A 19,015-nucleotide genomic window follows, 5' to 3' on the forward strand; every position below is an offset into this window, starting at 1 on the left:
TCACTCGCCGGTGATGCGCTGGTGCACGCGGTTAAGACTCTCCGCGAAGGCCTCGAACGTGCCCCGCTCGGTCAGTTCGCGCAGCACCTGTTCGTTGATGCCGCCGCGCGTCGCATAGTCCTGCGCAAGATGCATGAAGTCTTCGTCCGGCGTCGTATCCGGCGCGTTGGCCAGCGCCTTGTAGATGCTGGTGATGTAGTCGCGGGCCTTGTCGCCGGGCACACCCTGGCCGCGCACCCAGACGTGGATCGTATCGAGATATTTGAAATAGCTGGCATAGGTCGCGGTGACGACGCTCAGCGCATCGAACTCGCTTTGGTCCTCGACTTCGATCACGCCGCCCAGCCGGCCGAAGAACGCCGCCATGATCGGGTCCGGCGGGCAAACAAGCGTGGCGCCTTGCAGGCGGGCGATCATCGGCATCGGCAGCGCCTTGCCGACATGCGCGGCCGGCGCCACCAGCGCGGCGATCTCCTCGCGCGATATCGTGGCGATCAGGCTGACGACATGATGGTCCGGCCGGAACCGCAGTTCCTTCAGCACCTCGCGCGCGATCTGCGGCCGCACCGCCAGCATGACGGTGTCGCACTGGTCGAGCACGGCCTGGTTGTCGGCGGCGATGCGTACATCCGGGAAGCGCCGGGCAAGCTCCGCGGCGATCGCCTCGTTGCGCGGCGAAACCACCACCGGCGTCGTCTCGCCCGGCAGCGATTTCAGCCCGGTGACGATGGCCGAGCTCAACGCGCCCGTGCCGACAAAGCCAAGTCTCATGGAAGTTTTCGTCCTGTTTCGGATTGCCGCCGACAATAGCGACGGTTCCGTTGCCGGCAAGGGGAGGCGACGTTCCGGCCATGCCCGCGGCCGGACCGCGCCTTGAAGATGGGCCTGGGCTGTTACCCGCGATTAAGGCCGGACTGATACATTCCGCCGCGTTCGATCGGGGAATGTGACCGTGAGCCAGCGCGCGTTCATCACTCTGCTCATCCTGATGGCGGTGCTCGTGGCACTGTCGGCGACATCGTTCCCGGGCGCCCTGATCGGCTTCCTGTTCGGCATCGCCATTGCCTTCTTCGTCGCCGGGCCGGTCATGCTGATCGGCAAGGTGCTCGATAACAACGGCATTACGATATCCGTTCAGACAGCCCTGTGGGTGCTCGCCGGCTTTTATGTACTGCTCGTTCTCGCCGCGGCATTCCAGATCTGGCGCCGGCTTCAGCGTCAGGAACCCGATCAGGCGCGATCCGCGGGGCTGCGGCTGGGGCTGCTCGTCGCACTCCCCGCGATGGCATGGCTGTCGGTGAACGCGATGAAGGACGCCTGGCCTTGAGGCTGCCGCAACTGCGGCAACCTCATTGACGGGCTCGGCTCACCGCTTCGGTCCAAAGCCCGGATAGGGGTTGAGCGGCACAACGGCCGCGATGTCCATCATGCCGGCCTCGATCAGCGGCAGCGTGGCAAGGTGGCCGCGCACTTCGGCGTCGTCCGCCGCCTCGAACATGATGCCGGTGCCGGGAATGTCGCCGCGGTTCCAGATCTGGCGCACGGCGCCTTGCGCGTAGAGCGTCTTGCGTTGGTCGGATTCGGGCGGCAGCAGCGGCGCGAAATCGGCGTCGCTGAACTTTTCGGTGTTGCGGGTGAGCAGGGCAAAGAACTGCATGGCGGTCTCCTTTGTGGCAAGTTGATGCCGGCAGGTATCGCGCTGGCTGGTCAGACTGTCCAAGACTGATTAGGTTATAGTTGAGACTGAAAAGGTCTTGACCGTTGAAGGCGAAAAATGCTCGACCTGCGCCAGATCAGATACTTCGTCGCCGTCGCCGAGGCCGGCAATGTCGGCCGCGCCGCAGCGCAATTGCACATTTCCCAGTCACCCTTGAGCCGGCAGATCATCCAGCTCGAGGAGCAGCTCGGCGTCGCCTTGTTCGAGCGGGCGAAGCAGCGCGTCCATCTCAACGCCGAGGGCAGGGCCTTCCTTGCCGAGGCCCGCGCCTTGCTTGCCAATGCGGCGCGGCTGGAAGAGCTCGGCCGCAACCTCGCCAGCGGCGCGACCGGCAGCCTCGCCATCGGCTATGTCGAGGGCGCGGTGCATTCCGGGCTGGTCGCCGCGATGCTGCGGGATTTCCGCAGAGAGCGGCCGGATTTCCATCTGCAATTGCGCAGCCGGCGGACAGCGGCGCAGTTCGAGGATCTGCGCCAGCGCGCGCTCGATCTCGGCTTCGTCTATTCGCCAGCGCCGGAAGGCGACCCCGATCTTGAAAGCATGCTGGTGCGGCGCGAGCCGCTGGTGCTGGCAATGCCGGAGGGTGATCCGCTCGCCGATGTCGCCGATATCCAACCTAGCCAGCTCGACGGCCGCGTCTGGATCACTGTCGTGCGCCAGCCTGGCGACACCAACCGCGCGCAGTTCCTGGCGGCCTGCGCCGAATCCGGCTTCATGCCCGATATCGCCTATGAGACGGCCGATCCCTTGACCTCGCTCGGCCTGGTCAGCGCCGGCCTCGGCCTCGCCACGGTCCAGAAAAGCCTACGAAGCGCGACACCCCAGGGCGTCGTCTTCCGCGACCTGCCGTGGTTCAAACGCAGCGTTTCGATCCACCTCGCCTGGCGGCGGAATGACCGGCGGGCGGTGATTGGGGATTTGAGGAGAGCAGTAGGCAGTAGGCAGTAGGCATGCTTTCCTACTGCCTATTCCCTCTGCCTACATCTTGTCTATCAACGACCGCACGCCCTCCGTCGGCGCGTCGACCGACGATCCGGCCACCATGATGGCGGCGACGATCGCCTCCGGGTCGTCGACGACCAGCGGTTTTACCCGCTGCGCGGTGTGGATGAAGCCTTCGGCCGCCATGTGCTCGATCAGCGCCAGCATAGGGTCCCAGAAACCCTTGACGTTGGCAAAGACGATCGGCTTGCGGTGATGGCCGAGTTGCGCCCAGGTCATGATCTCGACGATCTCCTCCACCGTGCCGATGCCGCCCGGCAGCGCCACAAAGGCGTCGGATTTTTCGAACATGCTGTGCTTGCGCTCGTGCATGTTGTCGGTGATCAAGAGTTCGTCGAGCTTGTCGAGCGCGGTCTCGGTCGCCTCCTTGTTGATCAGGAAGCGCGGGATAATGCCGGTGACCTTGCCGCCGGCCTTGAGCGCGCCGTCGGCGACAGCGCCCATGATGCCCTTGGTGCCGCCGCCATAGATGAGGCGCAACCCGGATTTGGCAAGCGAGCGGCCAAGCGTGTGGCCGGCCTTGATATAGGCCTCGTCGCGGCCCGGAGACGAGCCGCAATAGACGCAGACGGATCGAATCGTGTTCATGGCGATGATTGGTGATGGGGACGGTTGGCCGGGTCAAGCCCGCGGACGGGCTTTTTCTTGTCGGACTCGGGAAAACAGGCTAGACCGGGCGTTAGGTGGCTAAGGGGGCAATACGGAATTATGGCTATCAATCCTTCTAAGGCGTTTTTGTTCGCGGCGGGCGGCGTTGTCGCCGTCGCGGCGGTCGCCTACGGCTCGGGCGCGCTCGACCCTTATATCAACAACCAGAAGCCGGCGCAGGTCGCGACGCTGCCGCAGACCGCTGCGAAACCGGCTGAATCCTCGAGCACGAGCACAGAGGCGCGTGTGCCCCAGGCTCCTTCAAACACAATGGCTCCGGCGAACACGATGGCGCCCGCCAATAAGATGGCGCCGGCCAACAACGCCATGGCGTCGGCCGCCCAGGCGCCCGCCGCCGCCGGTCCGACGCTGCCGACCTTCGATGTCGTGCGCGTCGAGGGCAATGGCTCGATCGTCGTCGCCGGCAGCGCAGCGCCCAACGCCAAGGTCGAGATTTTGAATGAGGGCACGGTGCTCGGCTCGACCGATTCCGGTCCCGACGGCGCCTTCGCCATCGTGCTCGACGATCCGCTGAAGCCGGGCGACTATACGATCACCCTGCGCCAGACGGTTGGCGGCACGACCGTCGCCTCGGCCCAGACCGCCGTCGTCTCGGTGCCGCAGAGCCCGACCGGCCAGGTGCTGGCCATGGTCGAGGAGCCGGGCAAGGCCTCGCAGTTGATCACCGTTCCTGAGGCCGAGACCAAGCCGGCGGCGCCGGCCGCTAGCGATCAGGCGGCGGTGCCCACGGAGCAGGCTCCGGCACCGACCGCGTCCAGCACGGCGCCGACCGCGCCCGCCGCCACCGACCAGGCTCCGGCGACCGCGCCGGCTGTGGCCGCCGCGGCGGAGCCTAAGATCGCCGTCGAAGCGGTCGAGATCGACGGCAGCAAGATCTTCGTCGCCGGCACGGCCGATCCCGGCCGCAAGGTGCGCGCCTATGCCGACGCCATTCTGCTCGGCGACGCCAAGACTTCGGCCGACGGGCATTTCCTGATCGAAGCGACGCGCGACATTCCGGTCGGCAGCTACACCATCCATGTCGATGGCCTGGACAATGATGGCGTCAAGGTCGTCGCCCGCGCTGCCGTCCCGTTCGAGCGCGAGCCCGGCGAGTCGGTCGCCGCCGTCGCCCCAAGCGAGACAAAGCCGGCGCAGGCCAAGCCGGCCGAGACCAAGACCGCCGAAACCACGACCGAGACAGCAACGGCCGAAGCGGCCAAGCCCGCCCCGGCCGCCGGGGCTGCTGCCAAGGTTGCCGAGGCGGCGCCCTCGACCGACGTGCCCGAAACGGTCGCGCCGAAGCTCGAACATGCCGACGGCTCCGTCATCATCCGCCGCAACGACACGCTCTGGCGCATCTCGCGCCGCGTCTACGGCCATGGCACTCGCTTCTCGACGATCTATCTGGCCAACAAGGACCAGATCCGCGATCCCGATCGCATCTGGCCGGGCCAGGTGTTCAAGGTGCCTTCGACTTCGAAGGAAGGCGAGGCCGCCGACATGAAGGCCATGGGCGAGCAGATGACCACCCAGACGAAGACGGAGTAGGCGATTAGCTGATCTCCCCCCTTGCGGGGGGATGCCCGGCAGGGCAGAGGGGGTGCTGTCCCGCCAGCACCTCAAATCTACCCATCCGTCCAGCTTGCCCCATTCCCCTTCATCGTCTATCGCCGATAGACGATGCCCGAATCCTCCGAAATCCGCTGCAGCGACAGCCACGCCATGGCGCTCCGCCTGGCAGCGCTCTCGCATCCGGCGCGCATCGAGATCCTGAAGCGCCTTTCGGCCAGCCACTGCTGCTCGTGCCGTGAGGTGGTCGACCATTTCGACCTCGCCCAGTCGACCGTTTCGCAACATCTGAAGGTGCTGGTCGAGGCGGGGCTGGTCCGCTTCGAGGCCGACCGCCAGCGCTCGCGCTATGCCGTCGACCACGCCGCGCTTGAGGGCGTCTCGGCCTCGCTCACCCGACTCGTCAACTTCTGCTGCCCCAGCGGTTTACCCAAAAGGCAAGACTAGTGGCCGAAAAGACCGTATCCGCCGAAGCCGGCACCCTCACCACGCTGCGTAATCTGTGGCCCTATATGTGGCCGGCCGAGCGCGCCGATCTCAGAGCCCGCGTCACCTGGGCGACGCTGCTTCTGGTCGTCGCCAAGCTGACGCTGGTCGCTGGCCCCTATTTCTTCAAATGGGCGACCGACGCGCTGGCCCACGCCTCGAAGACGCCGCCGCCGCTGCCGTCCTTTTTGCTGGCGCCGGTGGCGCTGGTCATTGCGTACAACGTCCTGCGCCTGATCCAGCTCGGCTTCAACCAGCTGCGCGACGCGCTCTTTGCCCGGGTTGGCCAGTATGCGGTGCGCCAGCTCGCCTTCCGCACCTTCGTCCACATGCACCAGCTGTCGCTGCGCTTCCATCTCGAGCGCCGCACCGGCGGCCTGTCGCGCATCATCGAGCGCGGCACCAAGGGCATCGAGACAATCGTGCGCTTCATCATGCTGAACACGGCGCCGACGATCCTCGAATTCGCGCTGACCGCCGGCATCTTCGCCTTCACCTACGGCTGGAAATATGTGGCCGTGGTGGCGCTCACCGTCACCCTCTATGTCTGGTTCACCGTCAAGGCCAGCGACTGGCGCATCTCGATCCGCCGCGACATGAACGACAGCGACACCGACGCCAACACCAAGGCGATCGACTCGCTTCTTAACTTCGAGACGGTCAAATATTTCACCAATGAACGCATGGAGGCCGAGCGTTTCGACCGCTCGATGGCGCGCTACGAGATCGCCGCGACGAAAACCTGGACCTCGCTCGGCTGGCTGAACTTCGGCCAGGGCGTCATCTTCGGTCTGGGTACCGTCATCGTCATGTGCATGTCGGCGCTGGAGGTGCAGGCCGGCAGGCAGACGGTCGGCGATTTCGTCTTCATCAACGCCATGCTGATCCAGCTTTCGGTGCCGCTCAACTTCATCGGCTTCATCTACCGCGAGATCCGGCAAGGGTTGACCGACATCGAGCACATGTTCGACCTGCTCGACGTGCCGCAGGAGATCGTCGACAAGCCGGATGCGAAGCCTTTGAAGGTCGGGCCCGGCAAGGTCGAGTTCCGCGACGTGCAGTTCTCCTATGATCCCAACCGCAAGATCCTGAAGGGCGTCTCCTTCGACGTGCCGGCCGGCAAGACGGTGGCGATCGTCGGCCCGTCCGGGGCCGGCAAGTCGACCATTTCCAGGCTCCTATTCCGCTTCTACGACGTGCAGGGCGGCCAGGTGCTGATCGACGGCCAGGACATCCGCGACGTCACGCAGGAGAGCCTGCGCGCCGTGCTCGGCATGGTGCCGCAGGACACGGTGCTCTTCAACGACACCATCGCCTACAACATCCGCTACGGTCGCGTCGGCGCCAGCGAGGAGGAAGTGCGCAAGGCGGCCGAGCTCGCCCAGATCGGGCCGTTCATCGACAAGCTGCCCGAAGGCTACCGCGCGATGGTCGGCGAGCGTGGGCTTAAACTGTCGGGCGGCGAGAAGCAGCGCGTCGCGATCGCCCGCACCATCCTCAAGGCGCCGCTGATCCTGATGCTGGACGAGGCGACCTCGGCGCTGGACAGTCACACCGAGCAGGAAATCCAGGCAGCGTTGGACCAGGTCAGCAAGGGCCGCACCACCATCGTCATTGCCCACCGGCTGTCGACGGTGGTCTCGGCCGACGAGATCATCGTGCTCAAGGACGGCCAGATCGCCGAGCGCGGCACCCATGCGGCGCTGCTGGCCAAGCACGGCCTCTACGCCTCGATGTGGGACCGCCAGCGCGAAGCGACCGAAGCCGAGGAGCGCCTGCGCATCGCCCGCGAGAGCGACGACCTTGGGGTGATTGTGCGCAGGAGGACTTCGGAGGTTGGCTGAGGCCTCTTCCTTCTCCTGCAGGGTGAGAAGGAAGAGCCAAATTCCCCTTGACCTCAACTTACCTTGAGCTTGCAAACCGTCTCCGAGCCTCCTGCCAAGCAACCCTTCCAAACGGAGATGGATCGAAATGAGCACCAGAAATCACCGCACCGGTAGCGTGTTCCGGGTCGACAAATTCGTCGTGCCGGCGGAGGCACGCGCGGAAATCCTCGGCAAGGTCTTCATGACGCACGAACTGCTGCGCCAGCAGGATGGCTTCGTGCAGGATTTCCTGCTCGAACAGTTCTCCGGCCCCGGCGAGTTCAACATCGTCACCATGGTCGAGTGGGAAAGCCAGGATGCCGTCGACAAAGTGGTGCCGATCGTCAGGGCCGCGCATGAACGCATCGCCTTCAGCGCGCAGGAAACCATCGCGCGCCTCGGCGTAAAGGCCGACATCGCCAACTACCAGCGCGTACCGGAGCTGTAAGGCCATCCGGCTCCGGACACGGAGACAGCGGCGCTCAGCACCTGGCCGGTGCGGGCGTCGCTGACCATATGCTCGAAGCCGCGCCATTCGGCGGCGGTGATGAACAACGTCCTGCCATCGGCGCCGCCCAGCATGCAGGCAAAGCAGCCGCGATCGGTCGCGATCCCGTCGAGCGTCACGCCGCCCTCGCGCACACGCACGCAGTGCCGGTTGGGCACATCGGCGTACCAGACACAGCCTTCCGCATCGATGCATATGCCGTCGGGATAATCGTTCCCGAGGCGCGCCCAGACGCGGCGGTTGAAAAGGCCGCCATCGGTGGCGATGTCGAAGGCGGTCAATCGGTTAGCGTGGGATTCGGCGACGATCAGTGTCTTGTTGTCCGGCGTCACCGCCATGCCGTTGGCGAAGGCGATGTCCTCGGCGACCTGCCGCACGCTGCCGTCCGCTGCGACCAGCACGATCGTGCCCGGCCCGAAATGCTCACCCGGCGCCGGCGCCGGACCGCCACCATTGACGTAGATGTTGCGGCGCCCGTCGACGACGATTTCGTTCCAGGGATTCTTCGACAGATGTCTGAGATCGGCATGGGTGACGAGCGTCCCGTCTGCTTCCTGCCTGAGCAGCAGGCCTTCCCGGCCCGAGACGATAAGCAGCCGGCCATCCGGCAACCAGTCGATCGAATAGGGCAGGATGGCCGGCACGGTGAGCATGACTTCGCTCTGGCTATCCTCGTCGACAGCGACGATCTCGCCGGTGCCCCAGTTGCAGAGCCAGAGCCGGCCATCATGCCAGCGCGGCGACTCGCCGAAGGCGAGGCCTGTTGTGACGACCTTGGCACTCATTGCAGGCGATTTCGGCGAAGGCATTGGCGGGATCCTTGGGTGTCCTCTCGCCAAGGACGCGTAACGGAGCCGAGTTCCGACAACAGGAGCAAAAGTCAGGCTTGCGCGCCGGCGCTGCCGTCCAGGCTTGTCCTCCCCCCATTGTTGCGTTGCGGGGAGGGGGGCTTTCCGCTATTGAGGCGCAACCTGAAACAGGGACCGCCCCAAGCCCTATGACGCTTCTCGACTCGGTCAAGAATACGTTCGTTCCCATCCATCGCGAAGGCTATCCCTTCATCGCCGCCTTCGCCGCGGCGACGCTGTTTCTCGGCTATTTCTCCTCGATCCTGTTCTGGATCGGGCTGATCCTCACCGCTTGGTGCGTCTATTTCTACCGCGATCCCGAGCGCGTCACGCCGGTCGACGACCGGCTGGTGGTGAGCCCGGCCGATGGCGTGATCTCGGCGGTCGGGCCCGCCGTGCCGCCGAGCGAGCTTGGCCTCGGCTCCGGCGAAATGACCCGCATTTCGGTGTTCATGAACGTGTTTTCCTGCCACATCAACCGCGCTCCGGTGCGCGGCCGGATCACGCGCATCGAGCACAAGCCCGGAAAATTCCTCAATGCCGAGCTCGACAAGGCAAGCGCGGAGAACGAGCGCAACGGCCTGGTCATCGACAGCCCGAACGGCACCATCGCCGCCGTCCAGATCGCCGGTCTGGTCGCGCGCCGCATCGTCTGCTGGGCCGAAACCGGCGGCTCGATCGCGATCGGCGAGCGTTTCGGCCTGATCCGCTTCGGCTCGCGCGTCGACGTCTTCCTGCCGTTGGGCGCCGTGCCGCGCGTCGCGGTCGGCCAGACGGCGGTCGGCGGCGAGACCGTGCTTGCCGAATTCGGCGGCACCGCGGTCACGCCCTTGGTCAGGATTTCCTGAGCGTTGGGCGCGCCGTTCAAGAAATTCGAGGCCCATGCCAGCGGCGGTCCGCGCATCCGCGAGATCCCGATGCGCATGGTGCTGCCCAACCTGGTCACGGTGCTCGCCATCTGCGCCGGCCTTTCCGGCATCCGCTTCGCCTTCGAGAACCGCTTCGAGATTGCGGTGGTCATGGTGCTGCTTGCCGCCTTCCTCGACGGCATCGACGGGCGGCTGGCGCGCATGCTCAAGGCCACCTCGAAATTCGGCGCGCAGATGGATTCGCTGGCCGACATCGTCAATTTCGGCGTGGCGCCGGCGCTGGTGCTCTACGCCTTCCTGCTCGATCGCGCCGGCTCGCCCGGGTGGATCGCGGCACTTCTCTTCACCATCGCCTGCGGCATGCGGCTTGCCCGTTTCAACGTGCTGGCCGACGACACCGACCAGCCTGCATGGCAGACCGAATATTTTGTCGGCGTGCCGGCTCCGGCGGGTGCTGTGCTGGTCATGCTGCCGCTCTATCTCTATTTCCTGCGGCTCGGGCTGGAGCCCACCCGGCCGGCGGCCTTCGTCGCCTCGGGCTTTACCGTATTGGTGGCGTTCCTGCTGGTCAGCCGCCTGCCGGTCTATTCGGGCAAGAGCGTCAAGATACCCGGCGATCGGGTGCTGCCGGTGATCCTCGGCGTCGTGCTCTACATCCTCTTGTTGATGGCCTATCCCTGGTACACGCTGACGGCTTCCGTCGCCGGCTATCTGCTTTTCCTGCCACTCTCGGTGCGTGCCTATTCGAAGCGGGCCATGCGCGAAGGCGAGAAGGTGCCGCCGTCGGATATCGGGTAGCTGGTAATCTTCCCCCTTGAGGGGGAGATCAGGCAGCCGCACTCAGCCCCAGCCGGTCGATCGCCAGCTTGCGCGCCGAGATGTAATCCGTCTTGCCCGAGCCCAGCACCGGGATCTCTTCCACCTTGATAATGTCGTTGGGCACCATCAGCTCGGCCGCGCCGGCTTTCTTGCCGAACTGGCGCAGCTCCTCGGCATTGGCATCGTCGGCGGTGGTGACCAGCACGATGCGCTCGCCGCGCCTCTTGTCGGGCACTGCCACCGCCGCGTGGCGCTCTTCCGGCCATAGCGACTGCACCAGCATCTCGACGGCGCCCAGCGACACCATCTCGCCGGCGATCTTGGCGAAGCGCTTGGCCCGCCCGCGTATGGTGATGAAGCCCTCGCGGTCGACCGAGACGATATCGCCGGTGTCGTGCCAGCCTTCCAGCCGCTGCAATTCGCCGGGACGGTCGGCGGTCATATAGCCCATCATCATGTTCGGTCCGTCGAGCCACAGCCGGCCGCCCTCGGCGATGCCTTCGACCGGCTCCAGCTTCATGCGGATCGCCGGCAGCGGCCGCCCGACTGTGCCGTCGCGGCCGTGGATGGCGGTGTTCACCGCCACCACGGGCGCGGCCTCGGTCAGCCCGAAGCCTTCGACGATCGAAGCCTGGAAACGGTCGCGATAGGTGCGCCGCGTTTCCGGCTTCACCGCTTCGGCGCCGGCCACGACGAAGCGCAGGCTGGAGAAGTCGCCGTCCTTGGCGGTTCGGGCATAGTTGGCGAGGAAAGTGTCGGTGCCGAACATCACGGTCGGCTTCACCTTGCGGGCGATCTCGGGGATGATCTTGTAGTGCAGCGGCGAGGGGTAGAGGAACAGCTTTATCCCCAGCACCAGCGGCAGGATGGTGCCGCCGGTCAGCCCGAAGGAATGGAACACCGGCAGCACGTTGAGCAGGATGTCGGCCGGCGAGACGGAGACGCGTGCCTCGGCCTGCATGACATTGGCAAGCAGGCTGCGGTTCGACAGCACCACTGCCTTCGGCGTGCCTTCCGAGCCGGAGGTGAACAGGATCACAGCTGGTTTGCCCGCCTGCTGCCGCTGCAAAGGCAGGCGCCACAAAAGCGCGGCCGCGACCTTGTCCAGGGCCGTCACGCCGGCGCGCACATCCTCCAGCCACAGCATCTTGGCGCCGCCCGCTTCGACCGCGGCGACGACGTCGTCGATGGCCGCCTTTTCGATGAAGGCGCGGGATGAGACCATGGTGCGGATCACCGCGGTGCGGACCGCCGCGGTCACGCTCGCCGGGCCGGCGGTGTAGTTGATCATCGCCGCGACGCGGCCCGCTGAGATCAGGCCGACGAAGGTGAGCACCACGCCATTGGCGTTGGGTAGGAGCACGCCGACCGCTTCGCCGGGCGCTGTCACCACCTCGAAATGGCGGCCGAGGACGCGCGCGCCGATGAATAGCTTGCGATAGCTGAGCGAGCCGGAAATCACGTCCTCGATGATCGGATGCGAGGGGCCGACGCGATCGGCGGCATCGCGCATGGCAAGGAACAACCCGCGGTCGAGATTGGTGCCGTAGAGCCGCGCTTCGGCGAAACGGTCGAACAGCGCGTTGGTGTTGGAGGCCATGTCCGGGTTGCGCGCCACCAGTTCGGCGATGGTCATCGGCTCCAGCACGCTCACCGAAAGCCGCGGGAACCAGTGGCGCGGCGCTTTCTCCTTCGGCGTCAGCGACACCGGCAGGTCGCGCGTGCCGGCGACGAAGATCGGCACGATGCGTGCGTCGGCCTGCATGGCGATGCGGGTGATGGCGCGAAACAGCCGGAAGGATTTGACGTCCGGCTCGACATCGTCGGGCAGGTAGACGGCGAGCCGCCCTTTGCCCTTCAGCACGCGCACCAGCCGCCGGCTGACGAAGAGATGCTCGGCGTTGAAGGCGATGGTGCGGGCAAGCTCGCGCCAAGGCTCCAGCCAGGGCGAGCGCGCCGAGGCCTCGTCCAGGATATGCAGCGTGTCGTCGGGAAGCAGCGACAGCATCAGCGCCGGCTCGATGCGCGACTGGTGCGAGACCACATAGATCACCGGCGTCTTGGCGCTGCGGGCAATGCGGATGCGGTTGTCGGCGACGCGATAGGCGAGCTTGAACGGCACATAGAGCAGCGCCTGGGTGAAGCGCAGGTCGAGCCGGAACCGTTCGATCACCGCGATCAGCAGCCAGGCAAGGACAAGGCCCGCCAGCAGCGCCAGGGTCAGGATCATGCCGCTCTCTCCCAGTCTCCTCGGGGCGGCTCTTGAGCGGCCGCTTCGGTGGCAGAGGGTAGCGGAAGTGGGGGCAAGGTCAATGTGGGCTGAAGCAGTGCCTCGATCTCCACTTGAAAGGCTCTGACACATGTCGTAAATAAAATGACACGTGACGGAGAGGTAAAGATGGCCAGTTTCCCGACGGGGTTTGCCGAAGCACCACACATGGAGCCGGAGTTCGAACGGCTGATCGACCTGTTCGGCGGGCCGAAGGTTCTTGGATCCTCGGTATCCAGCCCGCTCGAGGCGCATGAAATGATCCTGCATGGAATTCCAAGCCAGGCTCTGGAAAGCCTCGTCAGGCAACTGACCGTCATCGAAGCAGATGCCTTCGAGGCGGCATTCGGCATGAGCGAGCGGACATTTCAGCGGTACAAATCGGATCACTCCCGGACGCTCAATCGGGAGCAAGGCTCAAGGACCTGGAATTTCGCCAGGGTTCTCACCAAGGCCACGTCTGTTTTCGGAAACCAGGAAGCGGCCGAGAAATGGATGATTGAGCCCGCCATGGGGTTGGACAACAGGCGACCCATCGATCTCTTGGCCACAGCGGCGGGTACCATACTTGTGCAGGAATTTCTCGAACGGCTCGACTACGGTGTCTACGCGTGACGCCTTTGCCAGGTTCTCTCGGAACGGGCGATGTCCTCGGCTGGAGACTTGATCACAAACGCTTCCAGGCAAGCTGGGACAGCGGCGAGGGAGCCTTCAAACTCGGGGGAAGGTGGAACAGCAAAGGCGTCAGGGCCGTATATGCGTCCGTTGACCCTTCGACCGCCATTCTCGAGGTGGCGGTCCACAAGGGATTTCGCACGCTCGATACAGTCCGCCACGTGCTGACGGCATTCGAGATCGCCGATCCTTCGAAAATTCATGTGGTGGAAATCGGCGATATTCCAAGCGCAAACTGGCTTCGGCCAGGCATTCCAAGCGCAGGGCAGCAACAGTTTGGCGACGGTCTCTTAGCGGAGCATCCCTTATTTCTGATTCCGAGCGCCGTGTCCCAGCATAGCTGGAACCTGGTGTTCGATCCCGGCCGCGCGAGCGGCCTCTACAAGCCGCGCCTGCAGGAGGATTTGGCGCTGGATACCGGGCTTCATCCTCCCGCGAGATAGCGTACCGTCCAGACAGGCGGCGGAGCGAAACACCCTATACTGCCTTCAGCCTTCCGCTGATGAACCGGAACTCCTGGCTCTTGCCGCCGTAGCCATAGGCCGCCGCCGGCACCTCATGCACGAAGGCATAGCTTTCCTCATGCACGCCGCCAAGCAGCCGGCCGAAAGCCTCGAAGATCGCCTTCAGATAGGCTTCGAGCTCGGGCTTGGTGTTGGTGCCGTCGACGACCTTGATGTCCAGCCAGAACGTGTTGGCGCCGTGCTCGGCCAGCGACTTGCCGCCAGCGAACCAGTGCCGCGGGTCGATGTAGTTGACCGCGACCGCGGTGATCGTCGGATCCTTGCGCAGTTCCCTGGCGGTGATGTCGGTGGCCTCCTTGGCGATTACCGCGGACAGCTTGGCGTCGGGCTTGCCGGTGACGCTGATGTTGATGATCGGCATGTCTTTTCTCCTTCGGTTTCGCGCGTCGCGCCTTCGATGGGAGAGATATGGGCGTATCCATTCGTCAATAAAATCGAATTGTTTTTGATAATTACTTCGATATTGTCGAAGTATGGAAACGCTCGATCCCGATCTTCTGAAAACCTTCCTCGCTTTCGTCGACGGCGGCTCGCTGGCCAGGGCCGCGTCCACTGTCGGGCGCACGCCGTCGGCGGTGACCGCGCAGATGCAGCGGCTCGAAGAGATCGTCGGCGAGCCGCTGCTCACCCCGCAGGGCAGGGGACGCGGGCTGACCCCGGCCGGCGAGGACCTCGTCGGCCATGCGCGGCGCATCCTTGCCGTACACACCGAGGCCTGGCTGGCGCTGAAGGGCGCGCGCGCCGGCGGCCGCATCGCCATCGGCACGACGCAGGATTTCGCCGATCAGGGCCTGCCGGACCTGCTCAGGGCCTTCGCCGTCAGCCATCCGCGCGTCAGGATCGAGCTGCGCGTCGGCCGCTCGCTGGAACTCGGATCGGCGCTGCAGGCGGGCCAGTTGGACCTCGCGATCACGATGCGCCATGCCCCGTCGCCGGATGAAACGGCCGTGATCAGCGAGCCGATGCTGTGGCTCTGCTCGGAAAAAGGCCTAGCAGCGCGGCCCGAAGCGGTGCCGCTGGCGCTGCTCGATCCCTATTGCGGCTTTCGCGAAGCCGCGCTCAATGCGCTCGACGCGGCCGGCCGCCGTTATCGCATCGCCGCCGGCAGCGCCAGCCTTGCCGGCCTGCGCAGCGCGGTCAATGCCGGCATCGCGCTGACGCCGCGCACCCGGCGTTTCGCCCATTCCGGCATCGTCGAGGCATCCGCCGATCTCGACCTCCCGCCGCTGCCGATGGCCGATTTCGCCATCCGGCTCGGCCGCGAGGCTCCTCGCCCGGCGGGATTTGGCGCAGCTTCTCGGCGGCGGCCTGGCCTTGTCCTGAATGGAAACCGTGCCGCCATGTCCCGGGAGTTCTCCGAAGCAATTCCCAAAGAAAAAGCCGACCTTTTTGCGGGTCGGCTTCTAGTCGGACGGGTCGAGGGGTTTGGGGGGACTTGGGGGGTGACCCGTCGAACCAACAATGCCTGAGTCGGATGATGGTTCCATGACTGCGAAAATAATTTACGAGCGCGCCGATTTCGCCTTCAACCAGTCGCGGCCGGCATGCGCGAAAACCGCGCAAAGCACGATAGCGCCGCCGATGATGCTGGCCATCGGCGGGATTTCGCCGAGGAACAGCAGGGCAAAAAAGATGGCGAACGGCACCTCGGCCGAGCCCAGCAGCCCAGCTTCCGCCGACGGGATGAGCCGCGACCCTTCCGTCCACAGAATCGAAGCCAGCGCGAAAGAGCAGCCGAAAGTGGCGAGCCGCGCCATGTCGCGGGTGGACACAGCCAGCGGATCGGTGACGAACCAGCCGAGCACGAAAAGCAGGAAGGCCGAGACAGCACCCGCCCAGACGACCGGCGAATCGCGAAAAGCGCGCACCATGATCATGTAAAGCGCGCTGCCGGCGGTCATCAAAAGCGCCAGCCCATCGCCGAACAAGTGCCCGCTGCCTAGGCCGGCGCCCACCATGATGGCGACGCCGCAAAGCGATACGGCCGCCGCCAGCATCGTCTGCAGCCGGAATTTCTCCCGCACCAACAGGAAGGCGAGCAGCGCCGCGATGAAGGGCGAGGTCGCGTAGATGACCGCGACATTGGCGACATAGGTGAATTTGAAGGCCGAGATGAAGGCGATGCTGGCCGCTGCCCCTTCGACCGCCAGCAGCCAGCCGCGCCAGCCGAGTTTCAGGCTTTCGCGCCTGCCCGAGCGGCGCCGGCGCCACAGCACGTAGAAGCTGATCAGGATCGAGCCGAAAAAACCGCGCCAGCAGGTGATGGTCAGCGGATCGGCATGGATCGACTTGGTCAGCACGCCGGTCAGCGCGAAGGCGATCGCCGAGGCTGACACCAGGATGATGCCGAGCGTGCGCTCGGCGGCCACGACGGCGGCAGGCGCAAGCTTTTCCGGCATGTCGAGCGTGTCTGTCATGGCGCCAGCCTACCCCGTTGTTCCTGACAGCCTTCTGTCATCAGGCCTGCTCCCGTTTGCGGAAACGCTCGTTGCCGACGATGAGCAGGCCAGCGCCGATGATCAGCGCCGCGCCCATGAACACTTCCGTGCGCGGCAGGTCGCCCCAGATGGCGTAGCCCAGCGCGAAGGCCCAGACCAGCGATGTGTACTCGAACGGCGCCACGATCGACACCGGCGCGCGCTTCATGCCCTCGAACAGCATGTATTGCGCAACGCCGCCGAGCGCGCCGACGCTGATGAGCAAAAGGAACTGCGTTCCGTCCGGCATATGCCACCAGATCAGCGCCGGCACGGCCGAAAACAGCAGGAAATAGAAATTGTTGAGCACGAGCTGGATCATGGTGCGCTCCTGCATGGCGGTCTTGCGCAGCAGCACGACGGCGATCCCCCAAAGGACGGCCGCCGCCAGCACCAGGAGCACCGGCAGCGAGAGGCCGAGCCGGGTTGGATCGCAGGCGATGAAGACGCCGACGAAACCGGTGAACACCGCCAGCCAGCGCAGCAGTGGCACCGTCTCGCCCAGGATCAGCACCGACAGCACGGTGACGATGATGGGTGCTGCGTAATAGATGGTGGTGAGCTCGGCGAGCTGCAGCGAGCGCGCGGCGTTGTAATAGCAAAGCCAGGCGGCCAGCGTGAAGGCGCTTCGCACCAGCATCGGCTTCACGATCGGCGAGTCGATCGTTTCGGCGAACAGCCGCCTGCCGCCGATCGCGCCGCAGGCGACGAGCACCGTGATCGAGCGGACGAACATGATCTGCCAGACCGTCATGCCGACGACCAGGAGCTTGATCGAGGCATCCTGCGCCGAAAACAGGAAATAGGCGGCAGCCGTGAACAGGATGCCGGCCAGCACCCTTTCGCGGCTTTCGAGGACGACGATATCGGCCATGCGGTTTTCAGCGTGGTTGCGTGGAAAGCGGTTCCGCCCCAGTCGGGACCGCTGCTCCAGCTATACGGGCGAAAGCTTGCACGGCGCTGCTCCACCGCAGCACTTGCGTTGGCGCAGGTCGTTTCGCCGAAGGTCGGTCGGGGACTACTGCGTCACTTGATAGAGCTCCGATGCCGCGTCCTTCAGCGCGCGTCGCCCATCCGGCCGCAGATACATCATGTGGCCGCCCTCGACGACGTCGAGGCGGATCGGCTTGGCGTCGGCGAGCGAGGGAACCTGGTTCACCAGGTAGCGCGAGGCGAGATAGGGTGTGACGAGGTCGGTGTAGCCGTTGACGATGACGACGCCGAGGGCAGGGTTGAGCGAGCGCGCCCGCTGCAGGTCGTTCATCACGCCGGCATAACCCTGGCCCGATGTGCCGTAATCCCAACTGCGGCTGATCTCGCCATTGAGCAGCCGGTAGCTGACATCGGTGCGGTAGTTGAGCTCGTCGCGGGCATAGGCGACGAAGGCGGATGTCAGCGCTGGAATGCTGCGGTCGAGCACCGGGTCGGGGCCGGCGTCACGCGCGCTTTGCGGCGCGATGTCGGCGGTGCCGATGGTGGCGTCGTAAGGGCTGAGCACCTTGCCCGTGGCGCGCTGGAATTCCTTGGCGAAAAGCCCGATGGGGATGCGGGCGAAATTGCGTTGGACGAGCTCGAGCGGCAGGCCGGTGATCTCCGAAACGCGACCGCTGGCGAGCTTGCCGCCTTGCTCCAGCCCGCTGTTCAGCGCCGTCAGGTAATCGCCGAGCGCGTAGTGCTCGACCTCGGCCAGCCTGCCGCGCAACGCATCACCGCTGACGCCGTCGCCCTTCAAGCGTGTCGCCGCCAGCGAAGGCAATTCCAGCGCCCAATGCAACTGGTCGAACTGGTCGGGGCGCACCAGCATGAATTCCAGCGCCGGCGAGATCAGCACGACGCCGCTGGGGCTCAACCCGACATCCTCCTGCAGTGTGCGGGCGAGCAGCGCGGCGCGAAAACCGCCATAGCTCTCGCCGGCGAGGAACAGCGGCGATCCGCTGCGGCCGTTCTGCGCCAGATAGAGGCGGATGAAGGCGCCGACCGAGCTGGCGTCGGCGTCGACGCTCCAGAATTCCTTCGGCTCATGCCGTGGCGCCTCGCGGCTGTAGCCGGTGCCGACCGGATCGACGAAGACGAGATCGCTCATGTCGAGCCAGCTGTCGGGATTGTCGATGAGCTTTTGCGGCGGCCGCAGGAACTCGCCGTCGGCGGCGGTCTCGACGATGCGCGGCCCGATCGCGCCGAGATGCAGGTAAGCCGATGCCGCGCCCGGTCCGCCGTTGAAGACGAAGGTGATCGGCCGGTCCTTCGCCGGCGCAGGCGACTGCTGCGTGTAGGCGACATAGAAAATCTCGGCCGTGACGTCGCCCTTGCCGGACAAGAGCGACAGCGTGCCGGCTTTGGCCTGGTAATCCAGCTTGCGCCCGGCGAGCGTGATCGAATGCTCGGTCACCTGGGGCGGCGGCAGGAGAGAAAGCACACCACCCTCGGGCGCCGAGCGCTCGGGTGCTTCGGCGGCGACGCCCGGCTGTGAGAAGGCGGCGAACGCCAGCAGGATGAAGGGGACGAGTCTCGGCTTGGACCTCATGATGCCTCCGCAAAGGGGTTTCGCAATAGGTATGGCCTGGGTCTGTGAAGTCAAAGCAACTACTCGCTCTCGCAATCCGTCACTGTGCCTGAGGCAGCCATACCGGTCCGCCTTGCCGCCATTCGCCAGGTTGAACTTGCGGCGGCATGCGCTAGGCTAGGCGCGAATGCTCGCGAATTTTTCCCTCGACCGATTTGCAAGCTGGAGCGGCG

General features: G+C 65.3%; 19 protein-coding genes and 1 pseudogene. 11 read left to right on the plus strand and 9 right to left on the minus strand.

Features of this window, described 5'->3' with window-relative positions; translation table 11 throughout:
- Positions 1–771: a pyrroline-5-carboxylate reductase gene (locus tag FJ414_RS11175; protein ID WP_140644444.1), complete on the minus strand. Its 771-nt coding sequence runs from the start codon at positions 769–771 to the stop codon at positions 1–3.
- Between the two features lie 181 nt (positions 772–952).
- On the opposite strand from FJ414_RS11175, the gene FJ414_RS11180 reads away from it, so the two are divergent.
- On the plus strand, positions 953–1,327 hold the full coding sequence (locus FJ414_RS11180) for a hypothetical protein (RefSeq protein ID WP_140644445.1): 375 nt from the start codon (positions 953–955) through the stop codon (positions 1,325–1,327).
- Positions 1,328–1,366: 39 nt separating this feature from the next.
- On the opposite strand, the gene FJ414_RS11185 is transcribed toward FJ414_RS11180, so the two are convergent.
- A complete protein-coding gene (locus FJ414_RS11185; protein WP_140644446.1) occupies positions 1,367–1,657 on the minus strand; it encodes a muconolactone Delta-isomerase family protein in 291 nt (96 codons plus the stop codon).
- Positions 1,658–1,774: 117 nt separating this feature from the next.
- Between FJ414_RS11185 and FJ414_RS11190 the strand changes: the two genes are divergently transcribed.
- Positions 1,775–2,665: a LysR family transcriptional regulator gene (locus FJ414_RS11190; protein ID WP_140644447.1), complete on the plus strand. Its 891-nt coding sequence runs from the start codon at positions 1,775–1,777 to the stop codon at positions 2,663–2,665.
- Between the two features lie 30 nt (positions 2,666–2,695).
- On the opposite strand, the gene FJ414_RS11195 is transcribed toward FJ414_RS11190, so the two are convergent.
- Positions 2,696–3,307: a TIGR00730 family Rossman fold protein gene (locus FJ414_RS11195; protein WP_140644448.1), complete on the minus strand. Its 612-nt coding sequence runs from the start codon at positions 3,305–3,307 to the stop codon at positions 2,696–2,698.
- A gap of 120 nt (positions 3,308–3,427) precedes the next feature.
- Here FJ414_RS11195 and FJ414_RS11200 point away from each other — a divergent pair, with 120 nt between their 5' ends.
- From FJ414_RS11200 to FJ414_RS11215, 4 genes are all read left to right on the plus strand, one after another.
- Positions 3,428–4,918 carry a LysM peptidoglycan-binding domain-containing protein gene (locus tag FJ414_RS11200; RefSeq protein WP_140644449.1) on the plus strand — a complete coding sequence of 497 codons (1,491 nt, stop codon included), beginning with the start codon at positions 3,428–3,430 and terminating at the stop codon, positions 4,916–4,918.
- A gap of 132 nt (positions 4,919–5,050) precedes the next feature.
- Positions 5,051–5,386, plus strand: coding sequence for a metalloregulator ArsR/SmtB family transcription factor (locus FJ414_RS11205; RefSeq protein ID WP_140644450.1), 336 nt, complete (start codon positions 5,051–5,053; stop codon positions 5,384–5,386).
- On the plus strand, positions 5,386–7,269 hold the full coding sequence (locus tag FJ414_RS11210; RefSeq protein ID WP_140644451.1) for an ABC transporter ATP-binding protein/permease: 1,884 nt from the start codon (positions 5,386–5,388) through the stop codon (positions 7,267–7,269). Before FJ414_RS11205 ends, FJ414_RS11210 begins: the two co-directional genes overlap by 1 nt.
- A gap of 127 nt (positions 7,270–7,396) precedes the next feature.
- Positions 7,397–7,738: an antibiotic biosynthesis monooxygenase gene (locus FJ414_RS11215; RefSeq protein ID WP_140644452.1), complete on the plus strand. Its 342-nt coding sequence runs from the start codon at positions 7,397–7,399 to the stop codon at positions 7,736–7,738.
- On the opposite strand, the gene FJ414_RS11220 is transcribed toward FJ414_RS11215, so the two are convergent.
- Positions 7,714–8,583 (minus strand): SMP-30/gluconolactonase/LRE family protein, encoded by an 870-nt coding sequence (locus FJ414_RS11220; protein ID WP_140644546.1) that lies wholly within the window; start codon positions 8,581–8,583, stop codon positions 7,714–7,716. The genes FJ414_RS11215 and FJ414_RS11220 overlap by 25 nt on opposite strands.
- Positions 8,584–8,756: 173 nt before the next feature.
- Here FJ414_RS11220 and FJ414_RS11225 point away from each other — a divergent pair, with 173 nt between their 5' ends.
- Together FJ414_RS11225 and FJ414_RS11230 are read left to right on the plus strand one after the other, a co-directional pair.
- Positions 8,757–9,494: a phosphatidylserine decarboxylase gene (locus FJ414_RS11225; protein ID WP_281405796.1), complete on the plus strand. Its 738-nt coding sequence runs from the start codon at positions 8,757–8,759 to the stop codon at positions 9,492–9,494.
- A 75-nt stretch (positions 9,495–9,569) separates the two neighbouring features.
- Entirely contained in the window at positions 9,570–10,313 is a 744-nt protein-coding gene (locus FJ414_RS11230) for a phosphatidylcholine/phosphatidylserine synthase (protein WP_246672372.1), read from the plus strand.
- A 28-nt stretch (positions 10,314–10,341) separates the two neighbouring features.
- On the opposite strand, the gene FJ414_RS11235 is transcribed toward FJ414_RS11230, so the two are convergent.
- Entirely contained in the window at positions 10,342–12,564 is a 2,223-nt protein-coding gene (locus FJ414_RS11235; protein WP_140644455.1) for an AMP-binding protein, read from the minus strand.
- A gap of 168 nt (positions 12,565–12,732) precedes the next feature.
- Here FJ414_RS11235 and FJ414_RS11240 point away from each other — a divergent pair, with 168 nt between their 5' ends.
- Both FJ414_RS11240 and FJ414_RS11245 read left to right on the plus strand, forming a co-directional pair.
- Positions 12,733–13,218, plus strand: coding sequence for an antitoxin Xre/MbcA/ParS toxin-binding domain-containing protein (locus FJ414_RS11240; RefSeq protein ID WP_140644456.1), 486 nt, complete (start codon positions 12,733–12,735; stop codon positions 13,216–13,218).
- Complete coding sequence (locus FJ414_RS11245) at positions 13,215–13,721, plus strand: RES domain-containing protein (RefSeq protein WP_140644457.1); 507 nt, start codon at positions 13,215–13,217, stop codon at positions 13,719–13,721. Before FJ414_RS11240 ends, FJ414_RS11245 begins: the two co-directional genes overlap by 4 nt.
- A gap of 34 nt (positions 13,722–13,755) precedes the next feature.
- Here the strand turns inward: FJ414_RS11245 and FJ414_RS11250 are convergent, their stop codons facing one another.
- Complete coding sequence (locus FJ414_RS11250; RefSeq protein WP_140644458.1) at positions 13,756–14,163, minus strand: 4-oxalocrotonate tautomerase family protein; 408 nt, start codon at positions 14,161–14,163, stop codon at positions 13,756–13,758.
- Positions 14,164–14,275: 112 nt separating this feature from the next.
- On the opposite strand from FJ414_RS11250, the pseudogene FJ414_RS11255 reads away from it, so the two are divergent.
- Positions 14,276–15,125: pseudogene (locus FJ414_RS11255) on the plus strand (LysR substrate-binding domain-containing protein).
- Between the two features lie 179 nt (positions 15,126–15,304).
- Here the strand turns inward: FJ414_RS11255 and FJ414_RS11260 are convergent.
- From FJ414_RS11260 to FJ414_RS11270, 3 genes are all read right to left on the minus strand, one after another.
- Entirely contained in the window at positions 15,305–16,219 is a 915-nt protein-coding gene (locus FJ414_RS11260) for a DMT family transporter (protein WP_246672365.1), read from the minus strand.
- A 40-nt stretch (positions 16,220–16,259) separates the two neighbouring features.
- Positions 16,260–17,153, minus strand: coding sequence for a DMT family transporter (locus FJ414_RS11265; RefSeq protein ID WP_140644459.1), 894 nt, complete (start codon positions 17,151–17,153; stop codon positions 16,260–16,262).
- Between the two features lie 144 nt (positions 17,154–17,297).
- Positions 17,298–18,803 carry a peptidase S10 gene (locus FJ414_RS11270; protein WP_140644460.1) on the minus strand — a complete coding sequence of 502 codons (1,506 nt, stop codon included), beginning with the start codon at positions 18,801–18,803 and terminating at the stop codon, positions 17,298–17,300.
- Positions 18,804–19,015 lie beyond the last annotated feature (212 nt).

The organism is Mesorhizobium sp. B3-1-6 (assembly GCF_006439555.1).
GTDB lineage: Bacteria > Pseudomonadota > Alphaproteobacteria > Rhizobiales > Rhizobiaceae > Mesorhizobium.